Annotated in this window: 16 protein-coding genes and 1 tRNA gene; 10 read left to right on the top strand and 7 right to left on the bottom strand. The window is 68.6% G+C overall.

The window, feature by feature from the left end; translation table 11 throughout:
• Positions 1-144 precede the first annotated feature (144 nt).
• Positions 145-1431: an aspartate kinase gene (locus tag HF576_RS02595; RefSeq protein WP_168911210.1), complete on the top strand. Its 1287-nt coding sequence runs from the start codon at positions 145-147 to the stop codon at positions 1429-1431.
• 217 nt (positions 1432-1648) lie between these two features.
• Positions 1649-2734, top strand: a complete 1086-nt coding sequence (locus HF576_RS02590; RefSeq protein ID WP_168911209.1) for an aspartate-semialdehyde dehydrogenase — start codon at positions 1649-1651, stop codon at positions 2732-2734.
• Positions 2735-2791: 57 nt separating this feature from the next.
• Here HF576_RS02590 and HF576_RS02585 read toward each other — a convergent pair whose 3' ends face one another.
• The gene (locus HF576_RS02585) at positions 2792-3694 is read right to left on the bottom strand and encodes a LysR family transcriptional regulator (RefSeq protein ID WP_168911208.1); all 903 of its coding nucleotides are present in this window, start codon (positions 3692-3694) and stop codon (positions 2792-2794) included.
• Positions 3695-3771: 77 nt separating this feature from the next.
• On the opposite strand from HF576_RS02585, the gene HF576_RS02580 reads away from it, so the two are divergent.
• The 6 genes from HF576_RS02580 to galE all read left to right on the top strand — a co-directional run bounded on the left by HF576_RS02580 (position 3772) and on the right by galE (position 9226).
• The gene (locus HF576_RS02580; RefSeq protein ID WP_168911207.1) at positions 3772-4593 is read left to right on the top strand and encodes an isocitrate lyase/PEP mutase family protein; all 822 of its coding nucleotides are present in this window, start codon (positions 3772-3774) and stop codon (positions 4591-4593) included.
• On the top strand, positions 4590-5420 hold the full coding sequence (locus HF576_RS02575; protein ID WP_168911206.1) for a cytochrome P450: 831 nt from the start codon (positions 4590-4592) through the stop codon (positions 5418-5420). The genes HF576_RS02580 and HF576_RS02575 overlap by 4 nt, the downstream gene beginning before the upstream one ends.
• Positions 5421-5516: 96 nt before the next feature.
• On the top strand, positions 5517-7016 hold the full coding sequence (locus HF576_RS02570; protein ID WP_205834895.1) for a malate:quinone oxidoreductase: 1500 nt from the start codon (positions 5517-5519) through the stop codon (positions 7014-7016).
• A gap of 39 nt (positions 7017-7055) precedes the next feature.
• Positions 7056-7487, top strand: a complete 432-nt coding sequence (locus HF576_RS02565; RefSeq protein WP_168911204.1) for a pyrimidine dimer DNA glycosylase/endonuclease V — start codon at positions 7056-7058, stop codon at positions 7485-7487.
• 9 nt (positions 7488-7496) lie between these two features.
• Positions 7497-8144 (top strand): thymidine kinase, encoded by a 648-nt coding sequence (locus HF576_RS02560; RefSeq protein ID WP_168911203.1) that lies wholly within the window; start codon positions 7497-7499, stop codon positions 8142-8144.
• A 62-nt stretch (positions 8145-8206) separates the two neighbouring features.
• On the top strand, positions 8207-9226 hold the full coding sequence (gene galE / locus HF576_RS02555) for a UDP-glucose 4-epimerase GalE (RefSeq protein WP_168911202.1): 1020 nt from the start codon (positions 8207-8209) through the stop codon (positions 9224-9226).
• 11 nt (positions 9227-9237) lie between these two features.
• Here galE and HF576_RS02550 read toward each other — a convergent pair whose 3' ends face one another.
• Positions 9238-10071, bottom strand: coding sequence for a DUF1295 domain-containing protein (locus HF576_RS02550; RefSeq protein WP_168911201.1), 834 nt, complete (start codon positions 10069-10071; stop codon positions 9238-9240).
• 74 nt (positions 10072-10145) lie between these two features.
• Here HF576_RS02550 and HF576_RS02545 point away from each other — a divergent pair, with 74 nt between their 5' ends.
• Together HF576_RS02545 and HF576_RS02540 are read left to right on the top strand one after the other, a co-directional pair.
• Positions 10146-10886, top strand: a complete 741-nt coding sequence (locus tag HF576_RS02545; protein ID WP_343234149.1) for a FadR/GntR family transcriptional regulator — start codon at positions 10146-10148, stop codon at positions 10884-10886.
• Positions 10887-10904: 18 nt separating this feature from the next.
• Complete coding sequence (locus HF576_RS02540; RefSeq protein WP_168911199.1) at positions 10905-12302, top strand: alpha-hydroxy acid oxidase; 1398 nt, start codon at positions 10905-10907, stop codon at positions 12300-12302.
• A 124-nt stretch (positions 12303-12426) separates the two neighbouring features.
• Here HF576_RS02540 and HF576_RS02535 read toward each other — a convergent pair whose 3' ends face one another.
• The 5 genes from HF576_RS02535 to HF576_RS02515 form a co-directional block, all read right to left on the bottom strand.
• Positions 12427-13203 carry an HAD-IIB family hydrolase gene (locus HF576_RS02535; RefSeq protein ID WP_168911198.1) on the bottom strand — a complete coding sequence of 259 codons (777 nt, stop codon included), beginning with the start codon at positions 13201-13203 and terminating at the stop codon, positions 12427-12429.
• Between the two features lie 61 nt (positions 13204-13264).
• Positions 13265-13341 (bottom strand) — tRNA-Pro (locus HF576_RS02530).
• Positions 13342-13358: 17 nt separating this feature from the next.
• On the bottom strand, positions 13359-15191 hold the full coding sequence (locus tag HF576_RS02525) for a hypothetical protein (protein ID WP_168911197.1): 1833 nt from the start codon (positions 15189-15191) through the stop codon (positions 13359-13361).
• A gap of 102 nt (positions 15192-15293) precedes the next feature.
• Entirely contained in the window at positions 15294-16235 is a 942-nt protein-coding gene (locus HF576_RS02520; RefSeq protein WP_168911196.1) for a metallophosphoesterase, read from the bottom strand.
• Positions 16235-19006, bottom strand: a complete 2772-nt coding sequence (locus tag HF576_RS02515) for a transglycosylase domain-containing protein (RefSeq protein ID WP_168911195.1) — start codon at positions 19004-19006, stop codon at positions 16235-16237. Before HF576_RS02515 ends, HF576_RS02520 begins: the two co-directional genes overlap by 1 nt.
• Positions 19007-19130: the final 124 nt, after the last annotated feature.

Here is a 19130-nt window from a genome sequence, read left to right as displayed (position 1 = left end):
AGCGGTGCCCCGCCCCGCGGCACACGTCACATGGCCGGGCGCGCATGAGCGCATCCGTAAGATGGAGCGTCGGGTGCGGCATCCGTTCTCGCCCGCCCTCACAGACACGCGTGCCGCACGCGCGGCACCTCCGGGAGTTTGATCGTGGCGCTGATCGTCCAGAAATACGGTGGGTCGTCGGTCGCGGACGCCGAGAGCATCAAGCGGGTCGCGAAGCGCATCGTCGACACGCGCCGTGCCGGCCACGACGTCGTCGTCGCCGTGAGCGCGATGGGCGACACCACCGATGAGCTGCTCGATCTCGCCGCGCAGGTCGCGCCGATCCCCGCCCCGCGCGAACTCGACATGCTGCTCTCGAGCGGCGAGCGCATCTCGATGGCGCTCCTCGCGATGGCGATCCACTCGATGGGCTTCGAGGCTCGGTCGTTCACCGGCAGTCAGGCCGGCATGATCACCACCGCCGACCACGGCTCCGCGCGCATCGTGGACGTGACGCCGGTGCGTCTTCGTGAGGCGCTCGACGAGGGTGCGATCGTGATCGTCGCCGGTTTCCAGGGCTTCAACCGCGATACCCGAGACATCACCACACTCGGCCGCGGTGGCTCCGACACGACCGCGGTCGCGCTGGCCGCCGCGCTCGACGCCGACGTGTGCGAGATCTACAGCGACGTCGACGGCATCTTCACCGCCGACCCGCGCGTCGTGCCGAAGGCCCGCAAGCTGAGTGTCGTATCGGCCGAGGAGATGCTCGAACTCGCTGCGAACGGTGCGAAGGTGCTGTACATCCGTGCGGTCGAGTACGCGCGCCGCCACGGTGTGCTGATCCACGCCCGTTCCACGTTCAGCTCGGGAGTGGGTACCTACGTGCTCGGCCCCGGCATGAGCGTTCCCGACGGCCAAGAGGGAGAACAGATGGAAGAGCCGATCGTCGCCGGAGTCGCCACCGACCTCGGCCAGGCCAAGATCACCGTCACGGGCGTCCCCGACGTTCCCGGCAAGGCGGCCGAGATCTTCAAGGTCGTCGCCAAGTCGGGCGCGAACGTCGACATGATCGTGCAGAACGTGTCGGCCGCGACCACCGGGCGCACCGACATCTCCTTCACGCTGCCGAAGACCGATGCTGCGATCGCACTCAAAGCCCTCGCCGGCGACCAGCCCGAGATCGGGTTCGAGAACCTGGTCCACGACGACCAGATCGGCAAGCTGTCGGTCGTGGGCGCGGGCATGCGCACGCACTCGGGGGTCTCGGCGACCCTGTTCGAGGCGCTCAGCATCGCCGGCATCAACATCGAGATGATCTCGACGTCTGAGATCCGCATCTCGGTGGTCGTGCGCGGCGACGACCTCGCCGACGCCGCGCGGGTCGTCCACCGCGCCTACGGCCTCGACGGCGATGCGGAAGCCACCGTGTACGCCGGCACCGGCCGCTGACCCGCACAACTGGAGCGGACGGATGCTGCCGGCTCCGGCAATCCGTCATCGTCCTGAACCGCGGCGCCAGAAGGCGTTTTGGCAGAGAATGCCGCATCACTGCCGCTGTAACGCGGGCCGGACCGCCATACCGCGGCGGTAGAATCGGGCAGATCCCGCGCGTCCGACGGTGCCCGCGCGTCCGTTCCACGCATGTGCCCACGCTGAGGACTCACCCATGACCCGCATCTCCGATTCAGGAATCTCCGTCGCCGTCGTCGGCGCCACCGGCCAGGTCGGCACGGTGATGCGCGAGATTCTCGCGGAGCGCAACTTCCCGATCGGCGAGCTGCGCCTCTTCGCGACCGCTCGCTCGGCGGGCACGGCTGTCGAGTTCGCCGGCCAGACGGTGATCATCGAGGATGTCGCCACCGCCGATCCGTCCGGGATCGACATTGCGCTGTTCTCCGCCGGGGCGACCGGCAGCCGCGCGCACGCGCCGCGATTCGCCGAGGCCGGCGCGATCGTCATCGACAACTCGAGCGCGTGGCGCATGGACCCCGACGTTCCGCTCGTCGTGAGTGAGGTCAACCCGCACGCCATCGCCGAGGCGAAGAAGGGCATCATCGCCAACCCCAACTGCACCACGATGGCCGCGATGCCGGTGCTGAAGGTGCTCGATGCCGAAGCCGGCCTGGAGCGTCTGATCGTCTCGACCTACCAGGCCGTGTCGGGCTCGGGTCTGGCGGGCGCCCAGGAGCTCCTCGGCCAGGTCGAGGGCGTGATCGCACAGGGCCACACGCTCGATCTCGTCCACGACGGCGCCGCCGTCGACTTCCCGCAGCCCGAGAAGTACGTCGCCCCGATCGCGTTCGACGTGATCCCGTTCGCGGGCAACCTCGTCGACGACGGCTGGAACGAGACCGACGAAGAGAAGAAGCTTCGCAACGAGAGCCGCAAGATCCTCGAGCTGCCCGACCTCCGCGTCGCGGGCACCTGCGTGCGCGTGCCGGTCTTCACCGGTCATTCCCTGTCGATCAACGTGGAGTTCTCGCGCGACATCACTCCCGAGCGCGCACGTGACCTCCTGGCGTCGGCTCCGGGTGTGTCGCTCGAAGAGGTTCCGACGCCTCTGCAGGCTGCCGGCAACGACCCGAGCTATGTCGGCCGCATCCGCGCCGACCAGTCCGCACCCGAGGGCAAGGGTCTCGTCCTGTTCATCTCGAACGACAACCTCCGCAAGGGCGCGGCCCTCAATGCCGTGCAGATCGCGGAGGTCGTCGCGGCCAGCCTCGGCGCAGGTGCTGTTCAGAAGAGTGCCTGACGCAGACCGCAGAGCGCAGAATCGAGCGGATGCCCCGGCCCGGGGCATCCGCTCGATTCATTCCGCCGGGGGAGTCCCGGTCAGGCTCTCGATAGCGGCCTGGGCGGCCGGCCCGAGGTAGCCGGAACGACGGGTCACGAGATGCACCGCTGCGCCGACCGGTTCGCCGGCCCACGCGATGGTGCGCAGCTGCCCCGCCTCCACAGCGTCCGCCGCGGCCTCGGGCGGGAGGAACGCGAGCCCGTACCCCGCCGCGGCCAGCGCCCGCTGCGCGCTGAGGCTGTCGATCGGCCGGATCCGGTGCTCGGGTACCGCATGCGCGCGCAGCAGCCGGCGGGCGGCCGCGTCCGAACTCTCGGACTGGTCGGCACGCTCGGGGAACAGCAGCCACTGCTCGTGTTTCACCTGCTCGAGATCGGTGAGGCGCTCACCCGCCAGCGGATGCGAGGGGTGACACACCAGGACCAGGCGTTCGTCGAAGAGGGAGCAGCTGCGAAGGTCGTCGTCGACCGGACGCACGTACGAGATGCCGGCGACGGCATCCCCGCGGGCGACCTGGGCGATCACCTGGCGAGAGGTCCCCGTCGACACGATGAGCTCGACTGCCGGGTGCGCCGCCCGTACGTTGGCGAGGACTGTGCTGAACCATCGTCCGGCCAGTGAACCCACGATGCTGAGCCGCACTGCGCCTCCCGGTTCGCCGAGGTGATCGGCGAGCGCCTGCGTCGCGTCGCGGTGAGCGGCCCGCACGCGCTCGGCGTGCGGCAGGAGCACCTCTCCCGCCGACGTGAGGCGCAAGCCGCGCCGGGTGCGTTCGAACAGCGGGGCGCCGACCTCTGCCTCGAGGGTCTGCAGCCGCCGCGAGACGGCGGGCTGCGACAGGTGAAGTGCGTGCGCGGCACCGCCGATGGTCCCCGCCTCGTGAACAGCCAGGAACGTCGAGTATGCGTCACTGATCATGTGTATGCGTTTCATGCATGGGTGGGGTCAGGGAGTTGCGCTTTCATTATGCCCGCGGTTCGCGTTGGCTGGAGGGCATGACTCCTTCTGACATCGACGATCGCGCCCGGACCTTCCGCCGGCTGCACGACGGCCCGCGCGCGTTCGTCATGCCCAACCCGTGGGATGCGGGCACGGCCCGGCTCGTGGAGCGCGCCGGCTTCGCCGCGATCGCGACGACATCCGCCGGGCACGCGTTCTCGAGCGGGATGCCCGACGGTCACGCGTCGCTCGATGCCCTGCTCCTGCACGTCTCAGAGCTGGCGACGGCCACCGCGCTGCCGCTCAGCGTCGATCTCGAGGACGGGTTCGCCGCGACCGTCGACACGCTCGGCCAGGTGGTGGAGGCGGTGGCGGCTGCGGGAGCCGTCGGGGCATCGATCGAGGACCGGAAGCGATCCGGTGAGTTGTACCCGATCGGCGAGGCGGTCGAGCGGGTGGAGGTCTTCGTCGCCGCGGCGCGGGCACTCCCGTTCCCGTTCACCGTGACCGCACGGTGCGAGTGTTTCCTCGCCGGGCATCCCGATCTCGACGAGACGATCCGACGGCTGCGGGCGTACGAGTCGGCCGGAGCCGACGTGGTCTACGCGCCCGGGCTGGCCACACGGGATCAGATCCGAAGCGTGGTCGATGCGGTCGAGCGCCCTGTCAACGTGGTCGCCGGCCTCGGCGGCGCGACACCGTCGGTCGCCGAGCTGGACCGCCTGGGCGTTCGGCGCATCTCGCTCGGCAGCGCCCTCGCTCGCGCCGCGTTCGGTGCGGTGCAGCGCGCTCTCGACGAGGTGCAGACCCGGGGCACCTTCGGCTTCGAGGCCGACGCGGCACCCTACGCCGAGATCAACGCGGCGATGGCGCGATGAGCGTCGTGATCCGGGATGCCGCGGCCATCATCGCCGCGCTCGAAGATCCCGCACTCGTCCCCCCGCCGCGGCCGGGTGCCGGATCCACGCTGCAGCTGCGGGCGGCGATGGCGCGATTCAGCTCTCCGGCGGATCACCCCGTGCGCCGGGCTGCGGTCGTGGACGCGATCGAGCGGATCGATCCGGATGCCGTCGCCCGCGCAGCGACGACGCTCACTTGCATGCTGCTGGACGGCGAAGAGGTCGACGCCGTCGCAGACATCGCCGCGATCGTGCCGACGAGGGCTCTGGCGTCGTGCCTCCCCGTCGCGGACGGCCGGCTGCTGGGTGATTTCGATGTCGTGGCGGCCGTCGCCGCGATGGTCGGGGTCATCGGTCACGGCGGACCGGTCACGCCCGAGGCTGACGACGCCGTGTCGAACCTCGTCGCGCGACACGGCGTGGAAGGCGCGTCTGCGCTCTACCAGAATCACGACGCCACCGGTGCGCTCATCACGACGCGGCTGATGGCTCAGGCGAGCGGCCGGACTCCGGCATCCGCTGTTCCCCGCACCAAGCGGCTCGCGGCGCTACCCCACGGTGCGGCGGTGGGAGAGGAGGTCATCCTCGAGATCGGGGCTGCCGGGCTGCCCTTCGGAGCGGGCCCGCACCGCTGCCCGGGGGAGCGGCTGGCAGAGGCCCTCGCGAACGCGGTTCTCGAGGCCATCTCGTCGGCCGGTTACCTGCCGGATCTGGCCGGCGCCCGATACGACTCCGACCGACGCCCGACCCGGCTGCCGCTGCGCCGCACCGCCCAGTCGGGGTCGCCGCGCTTGCGCACGGCTTAAGAACCCTGGGACTTTCCGCCGGGTGCCTCGCTCCCGGTCAGGGGTGGTTTCGGGCGCGAATAGAATCGATACGTGACCGACACGCTCTCCGACGCCCTGCCCCACCCCGACGACAGCGACCTTCCCACCGGCACGGTCGACGTGCTGCTGATCGGCGGCGGCATCATGAGCGCGACCCTCGGAACCCTGCTGCACGAGCTGCAGCCCGACCTCAAGATCGCGGTGTTCGAGCGGCTGAGCGACGTCGCCCTGGAGAGCTCGAACGCGTGGAACAACGCCGGCACCGGCCACGCCGCGCTCTGCGAGCTGAATTACACGCCCGAAGGTAAAGACGGCACCGTCGACCCGTCGAAGGCGATCTCGATCAATGAGCAGTTCCAGCAGAGCCGCCAGCTGTGGTCGTCGCTCGTCGAGGCGGGCGTCCTCGACGCTCCGTCGACGTTCATCAACTCCACGCCGCACATGACCTTCGTGCGCGGCGAGAAAGATGTCGCATTCCTCAAGAAGCGCTACGAAGCGCTGAAGGACCAGCCGCTGTTCGCCGGCATCGAGTACAGCGAGGACTCCCGCGTCATCAACCAGTGGGCACCGCTGCTGATGCAGAAGCGCCGCAAGGGCGAGCCGTTCGCCGCCACTCGCGTGCCGGCCGGCACCGACGTCGATTTCGGCGCCCTGACCCGTCAGCTGTTCGCCCATCTCGCTGAGAACGGCGCCGACGTGCGCACCAACACGGAGGTGCGCAAGCTCAAGCGCCTTCCCGACGGCACATGGCGCGTGAAGTATCGCCGCACCGTCGGCCGCACTCCCGGAGAGATCCGTGCGAAGTTCGTGTTCGTCGGTGCGGGCGGCTGGGCCCTCAAGCTGCTGCAGCGTTCCGGCATCCCCGAGATCTCGGGTTACGGTGTCTTCCCCATCGGCGGTCAGTTCCTCAAGACCACCAACCCGGCGATCGTCGCGCAGCACAAGGCCAAGGTGTACTCGCAGGCCTCTGTCGGCGCGCCGCCGATGTCGGTGCCGCACCTCGACACCCGCGTCGTCGACGGCGAGGCATCCCTGCTGTTCGGTCCCTTCGCGACGTTCAGCCCCAAGTTCCTGAAGAACGGCTCGATGCTCGACATCGTGACGCAGGTCCGCGCGCACAATCTCGGCCCGATGCTGAAGGTCGCGATCGACAACCCGAGCCTCATCACGTACCTCGTGGGCGAGCTCCTGAAGAACCACAAGAGGAAGGTCGACAGCCTGCGCACCTTCGTGCCCACCGCGAAGGACGGGGACTGGGAGCTCATCCAGGCCGGCCAGCGCGCACAGGTGATGAAGAAGGACCCGGAGAAGGGCGGCATTCTCCAGTTCGGGACCGAGGTCGTGACGGGTGCAGACGGCACCATCGCGGGTCTGCTGGGTGCATCGCCCGGCGCCTCGACGGCGGCGTCGATCATGCTCGGCCTGTTGAAGACCTGCTTCCCCGACCGCATCGGAGCGTGGGAGCCGCGGCTGCGCGAGCTGATTCCCAGCTACGGCGAGACCCTCAACGCGCGTCCGGATGCCGCACTGGACGTGCTCTCCGAGACCGCCGACGCGCTCGCGCTGACGGCGTAGACCCCGTTCAGATCCGCGGTCGATGAGTCGGAACCTCCGATGAGGCTGTGGTCGCTGCATCCGTCGGTCCTGGACCGCGTCGCGCTCGTCGCCTGCTGGCGCGAGGGCCTGCTCGCCCAGCGCGTGCTCACCGGCACCACGCGCGGCTACACGCGACATCCGCAGCTGGAGCGATTCCGGGCGGTCGATGAACCGCTCGACGCGATCGGTCACTACCTCATGAGCGTGCGCGCCGAGGCGACGGCGCGTGGCTACCGGTTCGACGCCTCCCGCGTCTTGAGAACGGATGCCCCGGCCGCTGGCATCCCCGTCACCACCGGCCAGCTCGCGCTCGAGCTGGAGCACCTGCGGCGCAAGGTCGTCGTACGCGATCCGCTGTGGCTGCCGCGGCTCCCGGAGATCGCGCACGCGTCGCCGAGCCTGATCGAGGTGCCCGGCGGCGTCGAGTCGTGGGAGCGCGCTGCGCCGTAGACTCGCGGGGTGGCCAAGCTCTACTTCCGCTACGGAGCGATGAATTCCGGCAAGTCGACGTCGCTCCTGCAGGCCGCCTACAACTACGAGGAGCGTGGCCAGCACGTGCTGCTGGCCAAGCCCGAGATCGACACCAAGGGTGCCGAGCAGATCGACAGCCGGCTGGGAATGAAGCGCTCCGTCGACTTCCTGATCGGGCCAGACGACGACCTTCGTGCGCTGTTCGCCGAGCATCGAGCACGGGTGAAGAGGGATGCCGCGACCGCGCTCGTGCCCGAGTCGGACGAGCACGAGGTCGATGTCGCCTGCCTCCTCATCGACGAGGCGCAGTTCCTCACGCCCGAGCAGGTGGACGACCTGCTGCGGATCGTCGTGCTCGACGGCGTGCCCGTCCTCGCATACGGGATCCGCACCGACTTCCAGACCCAGGCGTTCCCCGGATCTGCGCGTCTCATGGAACTCGCGCACAGCCTCGAGGAGCTCAAGACGATCTGCCGATGCGGGCGCAAGGCGATCTTCAACGCCCGGCTGGTCGGCGGGCGATTCGTCTTCGAGGGCGACCAGGTCGCGATCGACGAGCTGAGCACCGAGCGGGTCACCTACGAGGCGCTGTGCGCGGAGGATTACCTGCGAGAATCGGGCGGCCGGCTGCGGTGACGACGGCGCTCGGACACTGACTTCCGTCGGGGCGATCCAGGCGCGCGCTCTAGGCTGGAGGCATGCGTGTTCTCCTCGCCGGCGGTGCCGGATACATCGGTGCCCACACTGCTGTCGCCCTCGTCGAAGCCGGGCATGACGTGCTCGTCGTCGACGATCTGTCGAACTCATCGGCCGAGGCCGTTGCCCGCGTCGAGCAGATCACCGGCGCTGCCGTCCCCCTGCTGAGTGCCGACGCACGAGATGTTGAGGCGCTGACCGCGTTCGTCCGCGAGCACGCCCCCGTCGACGCGGTGATCCACCTCGCCGGGCTGAAGGCCGTCGGCGAATCGGTGGCGGAGCCGGTGCGCTACTACGACGTCAACCTCGGCTCGTCGTTGGCGATTCTCAAGTTGATGGCGGCCGAGGGAATTCCGACGATCGTCTTCTCGAGCTCGGCCACGGTGTACGGCGAGCCCGAGTCGCTGCCGCTCTCGGAGGAGTCGCCGACCGGCATCGACCTGGCGAATCCCTACGGCAAGACCAAGCGCATCATCGAAGAGATCCTGAAGGATGCCGCGGCCGCCGATCCGCGTCTGCGCGCGGTGAGCCTGCGCTACTTCAACCCCGTGGGGGCGCACTCCAGTGGCCTCATCGGCGAGGACCCCACCGGCATCCCGAACAATCTCATGCCCTATGTCGCACGCGTCGCGGTCGGGACGCTCGATCGGGTAGGCGTGTTCGGCGACGATTACGACACCCCCGACGGCACCGGTCAGCGCGACTACATCCACGTCGTCGATCTCGCCGCCGGGCACGTCGCCGCGCTCGAGCGCGCCCGCGAGGGCTACGAGGTGTACAACCTCGGAACCGGCACTCCGGTCAGCGTGCTCGAACTGATCGCCGCATTCGAGCGTGCCTCGGGCAAGCAGATCCCTCGCGAGATCCTGCCGCGGCGAGCGGGAGACGTCGCGGCGTCGTACTGCGACCCGGGCAAGGCCGAGCGCGACCTCGGCTGGACCGCGACCCGCACGATCGACGACGCGTGCCGTGACTCGTGGGACTGGCAGTCCAAGAACCCGAACGGCTACGCCACCGTTTGACACACGTCGGTTCAGGCCGTCTCGGGAGCCTTCGTGCGGCGCCGGTGGGGCAGCGGCACGAGCATCGAGGTGGTGCGCTGATACTCGGCGTAGGCGGGGTACTTGGACGCCGTGATCGATTCGGTGAAGATCGTGGACCCGATGAAGAGAAGCGTCAGCAGCGCGGCCCCGACGATCGTCCAATTGAGCCAGCTGCCTCCGTCGGCGACCAGAGCGACCGCCCCGATCGCGTAGAAGGCCCACCACTGAGCCTGCTCGAAGAAGAAGTTGGGGTGCCGGCTGTACGCGAACAGCCCCGACGTGAGGAAGCCGGGTTCGAGCGTCCCGCCCGCGGCCTTCTTGGCCTGGTGGAACCACCACTGCTGCTGATCGGCGACGGTCTCGCCCACCAGGAATGCGGCGAACAGGACGGCGAACGCGGCATCCCAGCCGTTGAAGGCGGTGGGATGCTGCCACGCGATGTACGCGGGCAGGCTGATGAGGAGGAGCAAGGCGTTCTGGTACAGCACGATGAACAGCAGATTGAAGATCTGGAACTGCCACCGGGTCATGCGGCCGCGCAGAATCGCCCAGCGGTAGTCCTCCATGCCGGTGTAGCCGCCCTTGCGGGCGAAGTTGTACGTGAGCCGCGCGCCCCACGCAGTCACCAGCACTGCCATCACGACCAGGCGCGTCGCGTCCTCACGCGCGATGAGTGCCGCGATCGCGAAGATCCACACGTAGACGACGGGCACGATCGACCACAGCCGGTCGACCCAGGACGTCTCGTTCGTGATCAGCGATGTGATCCAGCAGAAGGCGCTCGCGGCGCCCGCGACGATGAGGACGAGGACGAGTGGATCCATGTCGCCAGAGTAGCGTTTGATTGTGGTCAGACCACAGAGTATCGTGGTCTGACCACACATCGATGAGGAGAACAGTGGCCGAGAACACGCCGGCGCCCGCAGTAGCCGCGTCGTCCGCGCGCGCGTGGCGCGTCGTTCTGGAGAAGATCGAGACCGATCTGCTCGACGGCGCCTTGCAGCCTGGCGACCGGCTGCCGCCCGAACGGGAACTGGCCGCGACTCTCGGCGTCGGACGATCGAGCGTGCGTGAGGCGCTGCGCGTGCTCGAGGTGATGGGCCTCATCCGCACCGGCACAGGCTCGGGGCCGACCTCCGGGGCGATCATCATCGCGACTCCGCGAGGCGGAATGTCGGCGCTGCTGCGCCTGCAGGTGGCCGCGCAGGGTTTCCCGCTCGACGACGTCGTGGCGACCCGTCTCGTGCTCGAGTCGGCGGTGGTCGAGGCGCTCGCCGCCGACCCCGATCGCGCCACGGCTGATGCCCGTGCCGTGCTCGAGGCGATGGAATTGTCCGACCTCACGCCGGCCGAGTTCCTGTCGCTCGACGCACAGCTGCACCTCGCGCTGGCCGAGGCATCCGGCAACGTCGTGATCGCGTCGACGATGGCGGGGCTTCGGACCGCGATCGAGTCGTACGTGCAGGCGGGCGCGGAGCGCATCGCCGATTGGGACGCCACCGCTCTCCGACTGCGCCAGGAGCACCGCGCGATCCTCGACGCCGTCGATGCCGGTGAGGTCGACCGCGCCCGCACCCTCGTGCGCGCCCATATCACCGGCTACTACGCACACGCGGGCCTCGCCCGCACCCAGATCTGAAACCGAAAGGCACCACCCATGGTCACGCGTCAGCTGCCCAAGCCCGCAGAGCTTCTGGAGCTCATGCAGTTCAAGAAGCCAGAGCTGAACGCCAAGAAGCGGCGCCTCGAGTCGGCACTCACGATCTACGACCTGCGCGCGATCGCCAAGCGCCGCACGCCCAAGGCCGCGTTCGACTACACCGACGGTGCCGCCGAGGGCGAGTTGTCGCTCGCGCGTGCCCGCCAGGCGTTCGAGGACGTCGAGTTCCACCCCAGCATCCTGCGTCCGGCCGAGCGCGTCGACATGTCGACCGAGATCCTCGGGGGTCCCTCGGCGCTGCCGTTCGGCATCGCGCCGACAGGCTTCACGCGGCTGATGCAGACCGAGGGTGAGAGCGCGGGGGCAGCCGCGGCCGGTGCCGCCGGCATCCCGTTCACGCTCTCGACGCTCGGCACGACCTCGATCGAGGACGTCAAGAAGGCCAACCCGAACGGGCGCAACTGGTTCCAGCTGTACGTCATGCGCGATCGCGAGATCTCGTACGGCCTCGCGCGCCGCGCGGCTGAGGCCGGCTTCGACACGCTGCAGTTCACCGTCGACACACCGGTCGCGGGCGCGCGGCTGCGCGACAAGCGCAACGGGTTCTCGATCCCGCCGCAGCTGACGCTCGGCACGATCATCAACGCGATCCCGCGGCCGTGGTGGTGGTACGACTTCCTCACGACGCCCAAGCTCGAGTTCGCATCGCTGTCCACCACCGGCGGCACCGTCGGCGAGCTGCTCAATGCGGCGATGGATCCGACGATCAGCTACGACGATCTCGCGATCATCCGCGACATCTGGCCGGGCAAGATCGTCGTCAAGGGCGTGCAGAACATCGAGGACTCGAAGCGGCTGATCGACGCCGGTGTCGACGGGATCATCCTGTCGAACCACGGCGGACGTCAGCTCGACCGCGCCCCGATCCCGTTCCGGCTGCTGCCCGAAGTGGTGCGCGAGGTCGGCAAGGACGCGACTGTCATGGTCGACACCGGCATCATGAACGGCGCCGACATCGTCGCCTCGATCGCGCTGGGCGCGAAGTTCACGCTCATCGGTCGTGCGTACCTCTACGGCCTCATGGCCGGCGGCCGGGAAGGTGTCGATCGCACGATCGCGATCCTCCGCAGCGAGATCGAGCGCACCATGCAGCTGCTCGGGGTGGCCTCGCTTGCCGAGCTCGAGCCGAAGCACGTGACGCAGCTCACGCGGCTCATGCCCCTTGCCGGCGCGCCGGCGGAGGCTGCGGGCGGGGGAGCGCCGCGCGTGCGAGCCATGTCGGGTTCGTCGGCGCGGGCTCCGAAGGCCTCGGCCACGGCATCCGCCAAGACGGATGCGGCACCCCGCTCGACCAAGCCCGCGGCCTCGCGCGCCAAGGCACCCGCGAAGGGCTGATCCGCGGGGCCGCCTCCGGTCGTTGAGCGAGGAGCGCAGCGGCGAGACGAAACGCCATGGCCGCGGTCGACGCGTGGTCTCAGTGCGTTTCGTCTCGCTTCGCTCGCTCGACGAGCGCCTCGCGTCAGACGCGGACGGGGAGGGTGGGGATGAGCTGCTCGAGGTACGCGGCGGTGTCTTCCCAGCCCTCGACGGCGTGGCAGGCCACACCCATGGCGAGCACGGGGTAATCGTTGCCGTCGGGGTCGAGACGGTCGCCGACGAACAGCATGTCATCGAGAGCGATGCCGGTCTGCTCCGACAGCCGGCGCATGCCGTAGGCCTTGTCGATGCCCTGCTCAGTGATGTCGACGGACGTGGAGCCGCCGGAGCGCACCTCGAGGTCGGGGAGGAGCGCGGCGACGGCGGCTCGGAGCGTGTTCTTCTTCTCGCCCGTCGGGTCCCACGCGCTCTTGGCTGAGACGGGGGCCTTCTGACCGAGGGCGGAGAAGGTGATCTGCGAGCCACGGTCCTCGAGGATGTCGCCCCAGGTCTCGGACTCCCACAGGCCCAGGCGCCGCGCTTCGCCCTCGACGGCGGCCAGTGCGCGGGACTTCTGGTCGTCGGTCAGCGAGCGCTTGTAGACCGTGACGACGCCGTCTTCTGACAGTCGGTAGTACTGGGTGCCGCAGGTGGGCAGCAGGTGCATGCGTTCGAGAACCGCGGCCGAGGCATCCGGAAGCCGGTCGACGACCTGCGCGGTGAACTGGGCCAGCTGCCCGCCCGAGATGATCGCGACCTCGACCCGCTCCGCCAGCGCGATCAGCAGCTCGCCGATACGCGGATCGATCGGGCTCTTCGAGGGAGCGAGGGTGTCGTCGAGATCGAACGCCACGAGGCGGGGCGGGATGCTGCCTGTCATCGTCTGGAATCCTTCGGTCATTCGATGCGAAAGGCTCCGCCGATGTGGCGGAGCCTCTCTGTGGTCGGGGTGACAGGATTTGAACCTGCGGCCTCTTCGTCCCGAACGAAGCGCGCTACCAAGCTGCGCCACACCCCGATGACAACCCCACGAGTCTACCTGATGCTGGGGCGTACTCCGAACCGGGATCGCCTCGTCGCGAGGAGCGATGCCCCGGCCGTGAGGAGTCCGATCGCGATGCCCGCGGGCCCGCGGAGCGCACCGATGCTCGTTCCGGTGGCCGCGAGTGCCGGCGCCGGCTCGGTCGGCAGCGGCGTGGGCGCGGTGACCCGCGACGTCTCGTTCGCGATCCCGCAGATGCCGGTGTGGACGGGGACGCCGGCCGCGTCGACGGCATGCTCCTGCCAGTAGTAGGTGCCCGGGACTTCGATCGGGGGCGATGTCACCGTGTAGCGCCCCACTGCCGTCACCGCGATCGGCTCGCTCTGCCACACCAGGTTCTCGGGCACGCACGTGTCGGCGGCAGGGATGCCCTCGACCGCGCGATAGAGCGACGAGCTGACCAGGAGTCCGTCGGCGGGGATGCCTCCTGCGACGTCGATCGTGTCGGAGAGGCTGCCGCCGGCGGCCGCGGTGGGCTGCGCCGTCGTGGCGATAGCCGGCACGACCGCGACCTGACCGTGCTCGCCGAACGCCTCCGTCCAGACGTACTCGTCCCCGGTGTGCGCCGCCACCTCGCGCGATTGGTTCGCACCGCGGACGGTCCACACCGCCGTGTAGAAGCCGGGACGTGCCATCTCCCACGTGGAGGTCGCCGTGTACGGCGCGTCCGGACCGGTGGCCGCGTCCGTCACGAGAGAGAGCTCGCCGATCCGCTCCGCGTCCGGCGGGATCGCCTGGTTCGGCTGTGGCTCGGCATCCGTGCGATACACCGTCGCGCTCGCCGTGACGGGCAGGAACGCACCATCGTCGCCGCGCGGCCATTCTCCTGCGGCGAGCCCGAACGTGACCTCGTCGATGTAGGGACCGCCCGACACGTAGCGGCTGGCGACGCGAGTCGAGATGGTGGGAGCGAACGGGGGGACGCGGGGCGCAGCATCCGCACCGGCGACGTCGAACTCGAGTGGTCCCGCCGGACCGGCGGTGTCTTGTCCACCCGCTGTCGTGTAGTGGCGGACGGCGGCGGCATGGCCCGCCGAGAACCGGCCGGTCGCACTCACGGTGTAGGAGCGACCCTCGGCAGGCGGGCGTGTCGCGATCGCGTAGGCCGTGCCCGCCGTCACCCCCGCGCGGGTCGCCGCGCCCGTGTCGGCGAAGACCGCGCCGGTGAGGGTCAGCGAGCCGGTGGCCGCCGTGGTGGCGTCGACCCTGACCGTGCCCGAGCGGTGATCGGCCGGATCCGTCGTGAACACGACGGATCCGCTCGCGGAGGCGACGCCGGCTGCGGTGTGGATCGCCTCGTCGTAGTACGCGACGGCGCGATCCTGTACGGCACGACTGTGTTCGGGTGCGAGGGCCGAGAAGGTCCAGTGGATCGCACCCGCCAGCGAATCGCCGGGATAGCCGAAGGCGTGGAGGGTCTCATCCCAGTTCGCGATGGCCTTCACCGCCCACCCGACGGCTGCGGCTTGGACGGGGTCGGAGGTCTGACCGTACTTCGTGACGAGAAGATTGATGCGTGTGAGCTGTTCGGGACTCAGGCCCGCAGCAGAACCGCTGAAGCCGTGGTCTGTGCTCGCGCCGGTGGGCGCAGGTGCGCCCGGCGTGATGCAGTAGGTATGCACGCCGTCGATGAGCATCGAGCCGTGCCAGCCGTATCTCGAGATCGGCGCCCACGTGCCGAAGCCGGCTCCCTGGGCCGCGGCGTGCGCCGGCGCTGCCACCGCGACTCCGCCGATGAGTGCGGCGAGAAAGATGGCGAGCGTCGTCACCAGCGCGAGAATGCGGCGGCGGAAGGGATGCGGGGGAGTGGCTTGTCGGATCGGCACGGCTCGATCCTGACCGCCCCCGACGTCCCACCCCGGGCGATGCCGGCGATCTGTGGACGGAGATGCGCAGAACGGCTCCTGTGGAGGAGCCGGGATGGCCGCCTACGCCCGGGCGGTGAGGGTGAGGAGGGATGCCTCCGGCCGGCACGCGAAGCGAACGGGGGCGTAGATCGAGTGCCCGAGCCCCGCGCTGACGTTCAGCGGCACCGTCCGAGCGGCGTGAGTCCAGGTGCTGAGGCCGCGTGCCTGCCGGAGCGGGATGTCGCAGTTGGCCACCAGCGCGCCGAAACCCGGTACGCGCACCTGGCCGCCGTGCGTGTGCCCGCCGAAGATGGCGTCCGCTCCGAGGTCCGTGAACTCGTCGAGTACGCGCCGATACGGCGCATGCGTGACGCCGATCGTGAGGTCCGCCGTGCGGTCCCGGCGCATGGCTTCGACGAGATCTGGAAGGACCTCGAGCCGATCCCAGTCGCGGTGCGCGTCGCTGACGCCGAATGCGTCGATGTGCAGGCCACCGGCATCCAGCGTTCCGACCGCGTTGTTGAGGTCGATCCAGCCGAGCTCGTCGCGGAGGTAGCCGTCTAGCGCGTCCGTGTCGAGCGGTTCCGCGGTGTGCTTCACGTTCGAAGGGCCCATGAAGTACTTCAGCGGATTGCGCGGCGACGGGGCGGTGTGGTCGTTCGATCCGTGCACGAAGACTCCGGGGATGCCTCGCAGCGGGTCGAAAGCCGCGCGAAGGCCGCGCAAACCCTCGGCGTGGCCGAGGTTGTCGCCCGTGTTCACCACGAGATCGGCCTGGAGTTCAGCGAGAGCGGCGATCCACTGCTGCTTGCGGCGCTGCCACGGCGCCATGTGAGCATCAGACAGGTGCAGCACGCGGATGGGCGCGGAGCCGGCCGGAAGCACCGGCACCTCGTGGAAGCGCACGGTGAAGAGGTACCGCTCGATGCCGATGCCCCAGATGGCCGCGGCGGCGCCGACCGCCCCCACCGCGCCGAGCGCGGTGAGGGCGGTGCGGGAACTTCCGGGTGTGCGTGGCGGCACTAGTCGTCGTCGCCGTTGTTGCCGCGGCCGCCGCCGCCACCGCAGTTCGCCGCGGCATAGTCCACCGTGATCGGGGAGTTGCGGTTCACGACGGTACCGGCTGCGGGACTCGTGCCTGTCGCTCGCGGTTGAGGTGCGTCGGCGCTCTGCGTGCAGGTGCCGTCGGTGACGTTTCCGAAGCCGGCGCTGCGCAGGGAGTTCTTGGCGTCGTCGAGCGACTGGCCGCCGACGTTGGGAACGGCCAGGCCTTGTCCGTTGCTCGGGTTGATGGTCACGTTGGTGCCGCCTGCGACCTTCCCGGCGCCCGGGTTTTGCGCGGCGACGAGACCCTCGGCCTGATCGGAATCGACCGGCTCGCCGACGGAAACCTCGAAGCCAGCGTCCGTGAGGGTCTGGCTAGCTTGATCGACCGGCATCCCAACGACGTTGGGAAGATCTGTCAGGACCTGGCGCGACAGATTGGGGTCGCGATCTGGGAACCGCTCACCGGGGTAGAACTCGTTAGCTGCGCGCTGCACGCGCTTGGCGAGTTCGTAGCGCTTGTTGCTCTGACCGAAGTCGAAGACGCTTTGCTGCCCGTCGTAATTTCCCACCCACGCGGCAGTCGCCACCTTGGTGCTCGACTCAATCATCCACGTCTGCAATTCCTGGTGGGTGCCGGTCTTTCCGAGGAGGGGCGTTCCGTCGAAGGGATTGCCAGCGCGTCCTGTGCCGCCACCCGTCATGACGCCCTGTAGAGCGAATGCGGCCGTCGCCGCGACTTCGGGAGAGATCACCTGGGAGCAGGTGCGCTCGGGACGCGGAAGTTCGACGCCTTCCGAGTCGGTGACGCGATCGATTGCCTGCGGCTGACAGTACACGCCCTTGTTCGCGACGGTCGCGTATGCGCTGGCCATCGCGAGGGGCGAAACTTCCGATGAGCCGATGACCTCGTTGGGACCCTTCATGACGATCTCTCCACCGTTACCGTACGTAACGCCCATACGCGTGGCCACCTTGCCGATATCGCAGAGGTCGAGCTCGGCCGCCATGGCGATGAAGCCAGAGTTCAATGACGAAGCGGTAAACGTAGCGGGAGTGCCGTTGCCACCGGCGACACGTCCGAAGTTCCCAGGCTTCCAGTTATCGACGTTGACATAGGTGCCGCCGTTGAAGCAGCTGTCAGTGAAGCGCTTGATGACACGGTCCCGTCCGTTCAGCACCTGGTTGACCGACTTGCCCTTCTCAAGCCAATCGATCAGGGTGAACAGCTTGAACGTCGAACCGGCATTGAATCCGTCGGAGCGGCCGAACTTGCGGTCGCCGGCGAAGACGAGCGACGAGTAGCCCGGCACACCAGACACGGCCGCGTCTTCGCTGAACGTAGTGTTCTGCGCGATGGCCAGGATTCGCCCGCTGGTGGCTTCGACGCTCACCACCGTCGAACCCAGATCCATGCCATCGATGGCCGTGGGCACATTGTCGGCCATGGCGGCCTGCGCCTCGCCTTGTACCCGAGGATCGAGAGTCGTGTAGACGTTGAGCCCGCCACGGCGCAGGGTATCGGCGCGCTCGTCCGGAGTCTCGCCGAAGGCCGGGTCGTTGAGGATGACATCCTTCACGTACTGGCAGAAGTACGCGGCACCGCCGGCGTTGATGCAGCCGGTCTTCGGTTCGGTGAGGACTGGTGTGATCGGCCAGACCGCGGCCTCGACGAACTGCTCGCGGGTGATCTTGCCGTCCTCCAGCATGCGGCTGATCACGTACAGCTGCCGCACCTTGGTGGAGGTGAAGCCATCTGCGGCGGCTAAGTGCTGCTCAGGGGTGATCTCGCCCGACGCCAGCAGGTCGTCGAGCACCGAGATGTTCGCGCCCTCGTCGATGACGCCGTCCGGAAGCTTGTTGAACGTGGTCCCGTCCGCGTTCACGATCGAGCCCTCGAACTTGTCGATGCGGTACCTGTTGGGGTTCTGCACCATTCCGGCCAGGGTTGCGGCCTGCGCGACGGTGAGGTTCGCGGCGGTCGTGCTGAAATACCGACGAGCTGCTGCTTCGACGCCGTAGGTGATGCCGCCGAAGTTGCCGATGTTCAGGTAGCCGAGCAGGATGTCGTTCTTGGAGTACTTCTGCTCGAGCGAAATGGCGTAGCGCATCTCCTGGAGCTTGCGCATGTAACCGTCGGGGCCCTCCGCCGTGGTGGCGTCCTCCCAGCAGTTGCGCAGAACCTCGTTACGCGGGATGACCTTGTCGCTGCCATCCTCGTTCTTGATCGGCTCGCCGTTTTCGTCGGTGGCGATCGTGTCTTCGGCGTTCTGCTCGCATTTCTGGATGAGAACGTTCTTGACGTACTGCTGGCTGATGGTCGATCCGCCCTGCGTGTTCGCGTTGCTCTGGGCATTCGAGAGAAGCGCACGAGTCGTCCCGATGAGGTCGACGCCGCCGTGCTGGAAGTAGCGCGGGTCCTCGCTCGACAGGAGAGCGTCGTACATGACGGGGGAGATCTGCTCGAATTCGACCGGCGTACGGTCCTGCTCGAGGAACTGCGTCAGCAGAACAGGTTGGCCGGTGGCCGGATCGGTAGCGTAGAAGTTGCTCGGCAGCATGAGCTTCTCGATCTCGAGCACGCTGGGCAGATTGTCGAACATCGTGATCGCCCGCTCGGCTGCGGTGCCGGTGATGGCGACAGCGGGGGTCACCGTCGCGGCGATGAGGACTCCCGCGACTGCGCTGAGGCCGACGAGGCCGGCGAGACCGCCGAGCACACCGCTAGCCGTCCGATTCTTATCAGGCATAGGCTTGATCGTAGGGGAGATACCTGGGCGATTCCCTGACGGACGTGCGCCCACCAAGGTGTTTCCCAGCATCCACCTGCCCTAATCCACGCGCGGATCCACGCCGATCCGAGCCCATTTCGAG

Source organism: Microbacterium salsuginis (assembly GCF_012524205.1).
GTDB lineage: Bacteria > Actinomycetota > Actinomycetes > Actinomycetales > Microbacteriaceae > Microbacterium > Microbacterium salsuginis.
This window is presented reverse-complemented; position numbering and strand designations above follow the sequence as displayed.

Coding starts and splice junctions, on each gene's coding strand:
- HF576_RS02590 (WP_168911209.1), top strand. CDS start 1,649: ATGACCCGCATCTCCGATTCAGGAATCTCCGTCGCCGTCGTCGGCGCC.
- HF576_RS02585 (WP_168911208.1), bottom strand. CDS start 3,694: ATGATCAGTGACGCATACTCGACGTTCCTGGCTGTTCACGAGGCGGGG.
- HF576_RS02580 (WP_168911207.1), top strand. CDS start 3,772: ATGACTCCTTCTGACATCGACGATCGCGCCCGGACCTTCCGCCGGCTG.
- HF576_RS02575 (WP_168911206.1), top strand. CDS start 4,590: ATGAGCGTCGTGATCCGGGATGCCGCGGCCATCATCGCCGCGCTCGAA.
- HF576_RS02565 (WP_168911204.1), top strand. CDS start 7,056: ATGAGGCTGTGGTCGCTGCATCCGTCGGTCCTGGACCGCGTCGCGCTC.
- galE (WP_168911202.1), top strand. CDS start 8,207: ATGCGTGTTCTCCTCGCCGGCGGTGCCGGATACATCGGTGCCCACACT.
- HF576_RS02550 (WP_168911201.1), bottom strand. CDS start 10,071: ATGGATCCACTCGTCCTCGTCCTCATCGTCGCGGGCGCCGCGAGCGCC.
- HF576_RS02540 (WP_168911199.1), top strand. CDS start 10,905: ATGGTCACGCGTCAGCTGCCCAAGCCCGCAGAGCTTCTGGAGCTCATG.
- HF576_RS02535 (WP_168911198.1), bottom strand. CDS start 13,203: ATGACAGGCAGCATCCCGCCCCGCCTCGTGGCGTTCGATCTCGACGAC.
- HF576_RS02515 (WP_168911195.1), bottom strand. CDS start 19,006: ATGCCTGATAAGAATCGGACGGCTAGCGGTGTGCTCGGCGGTCTCGCC.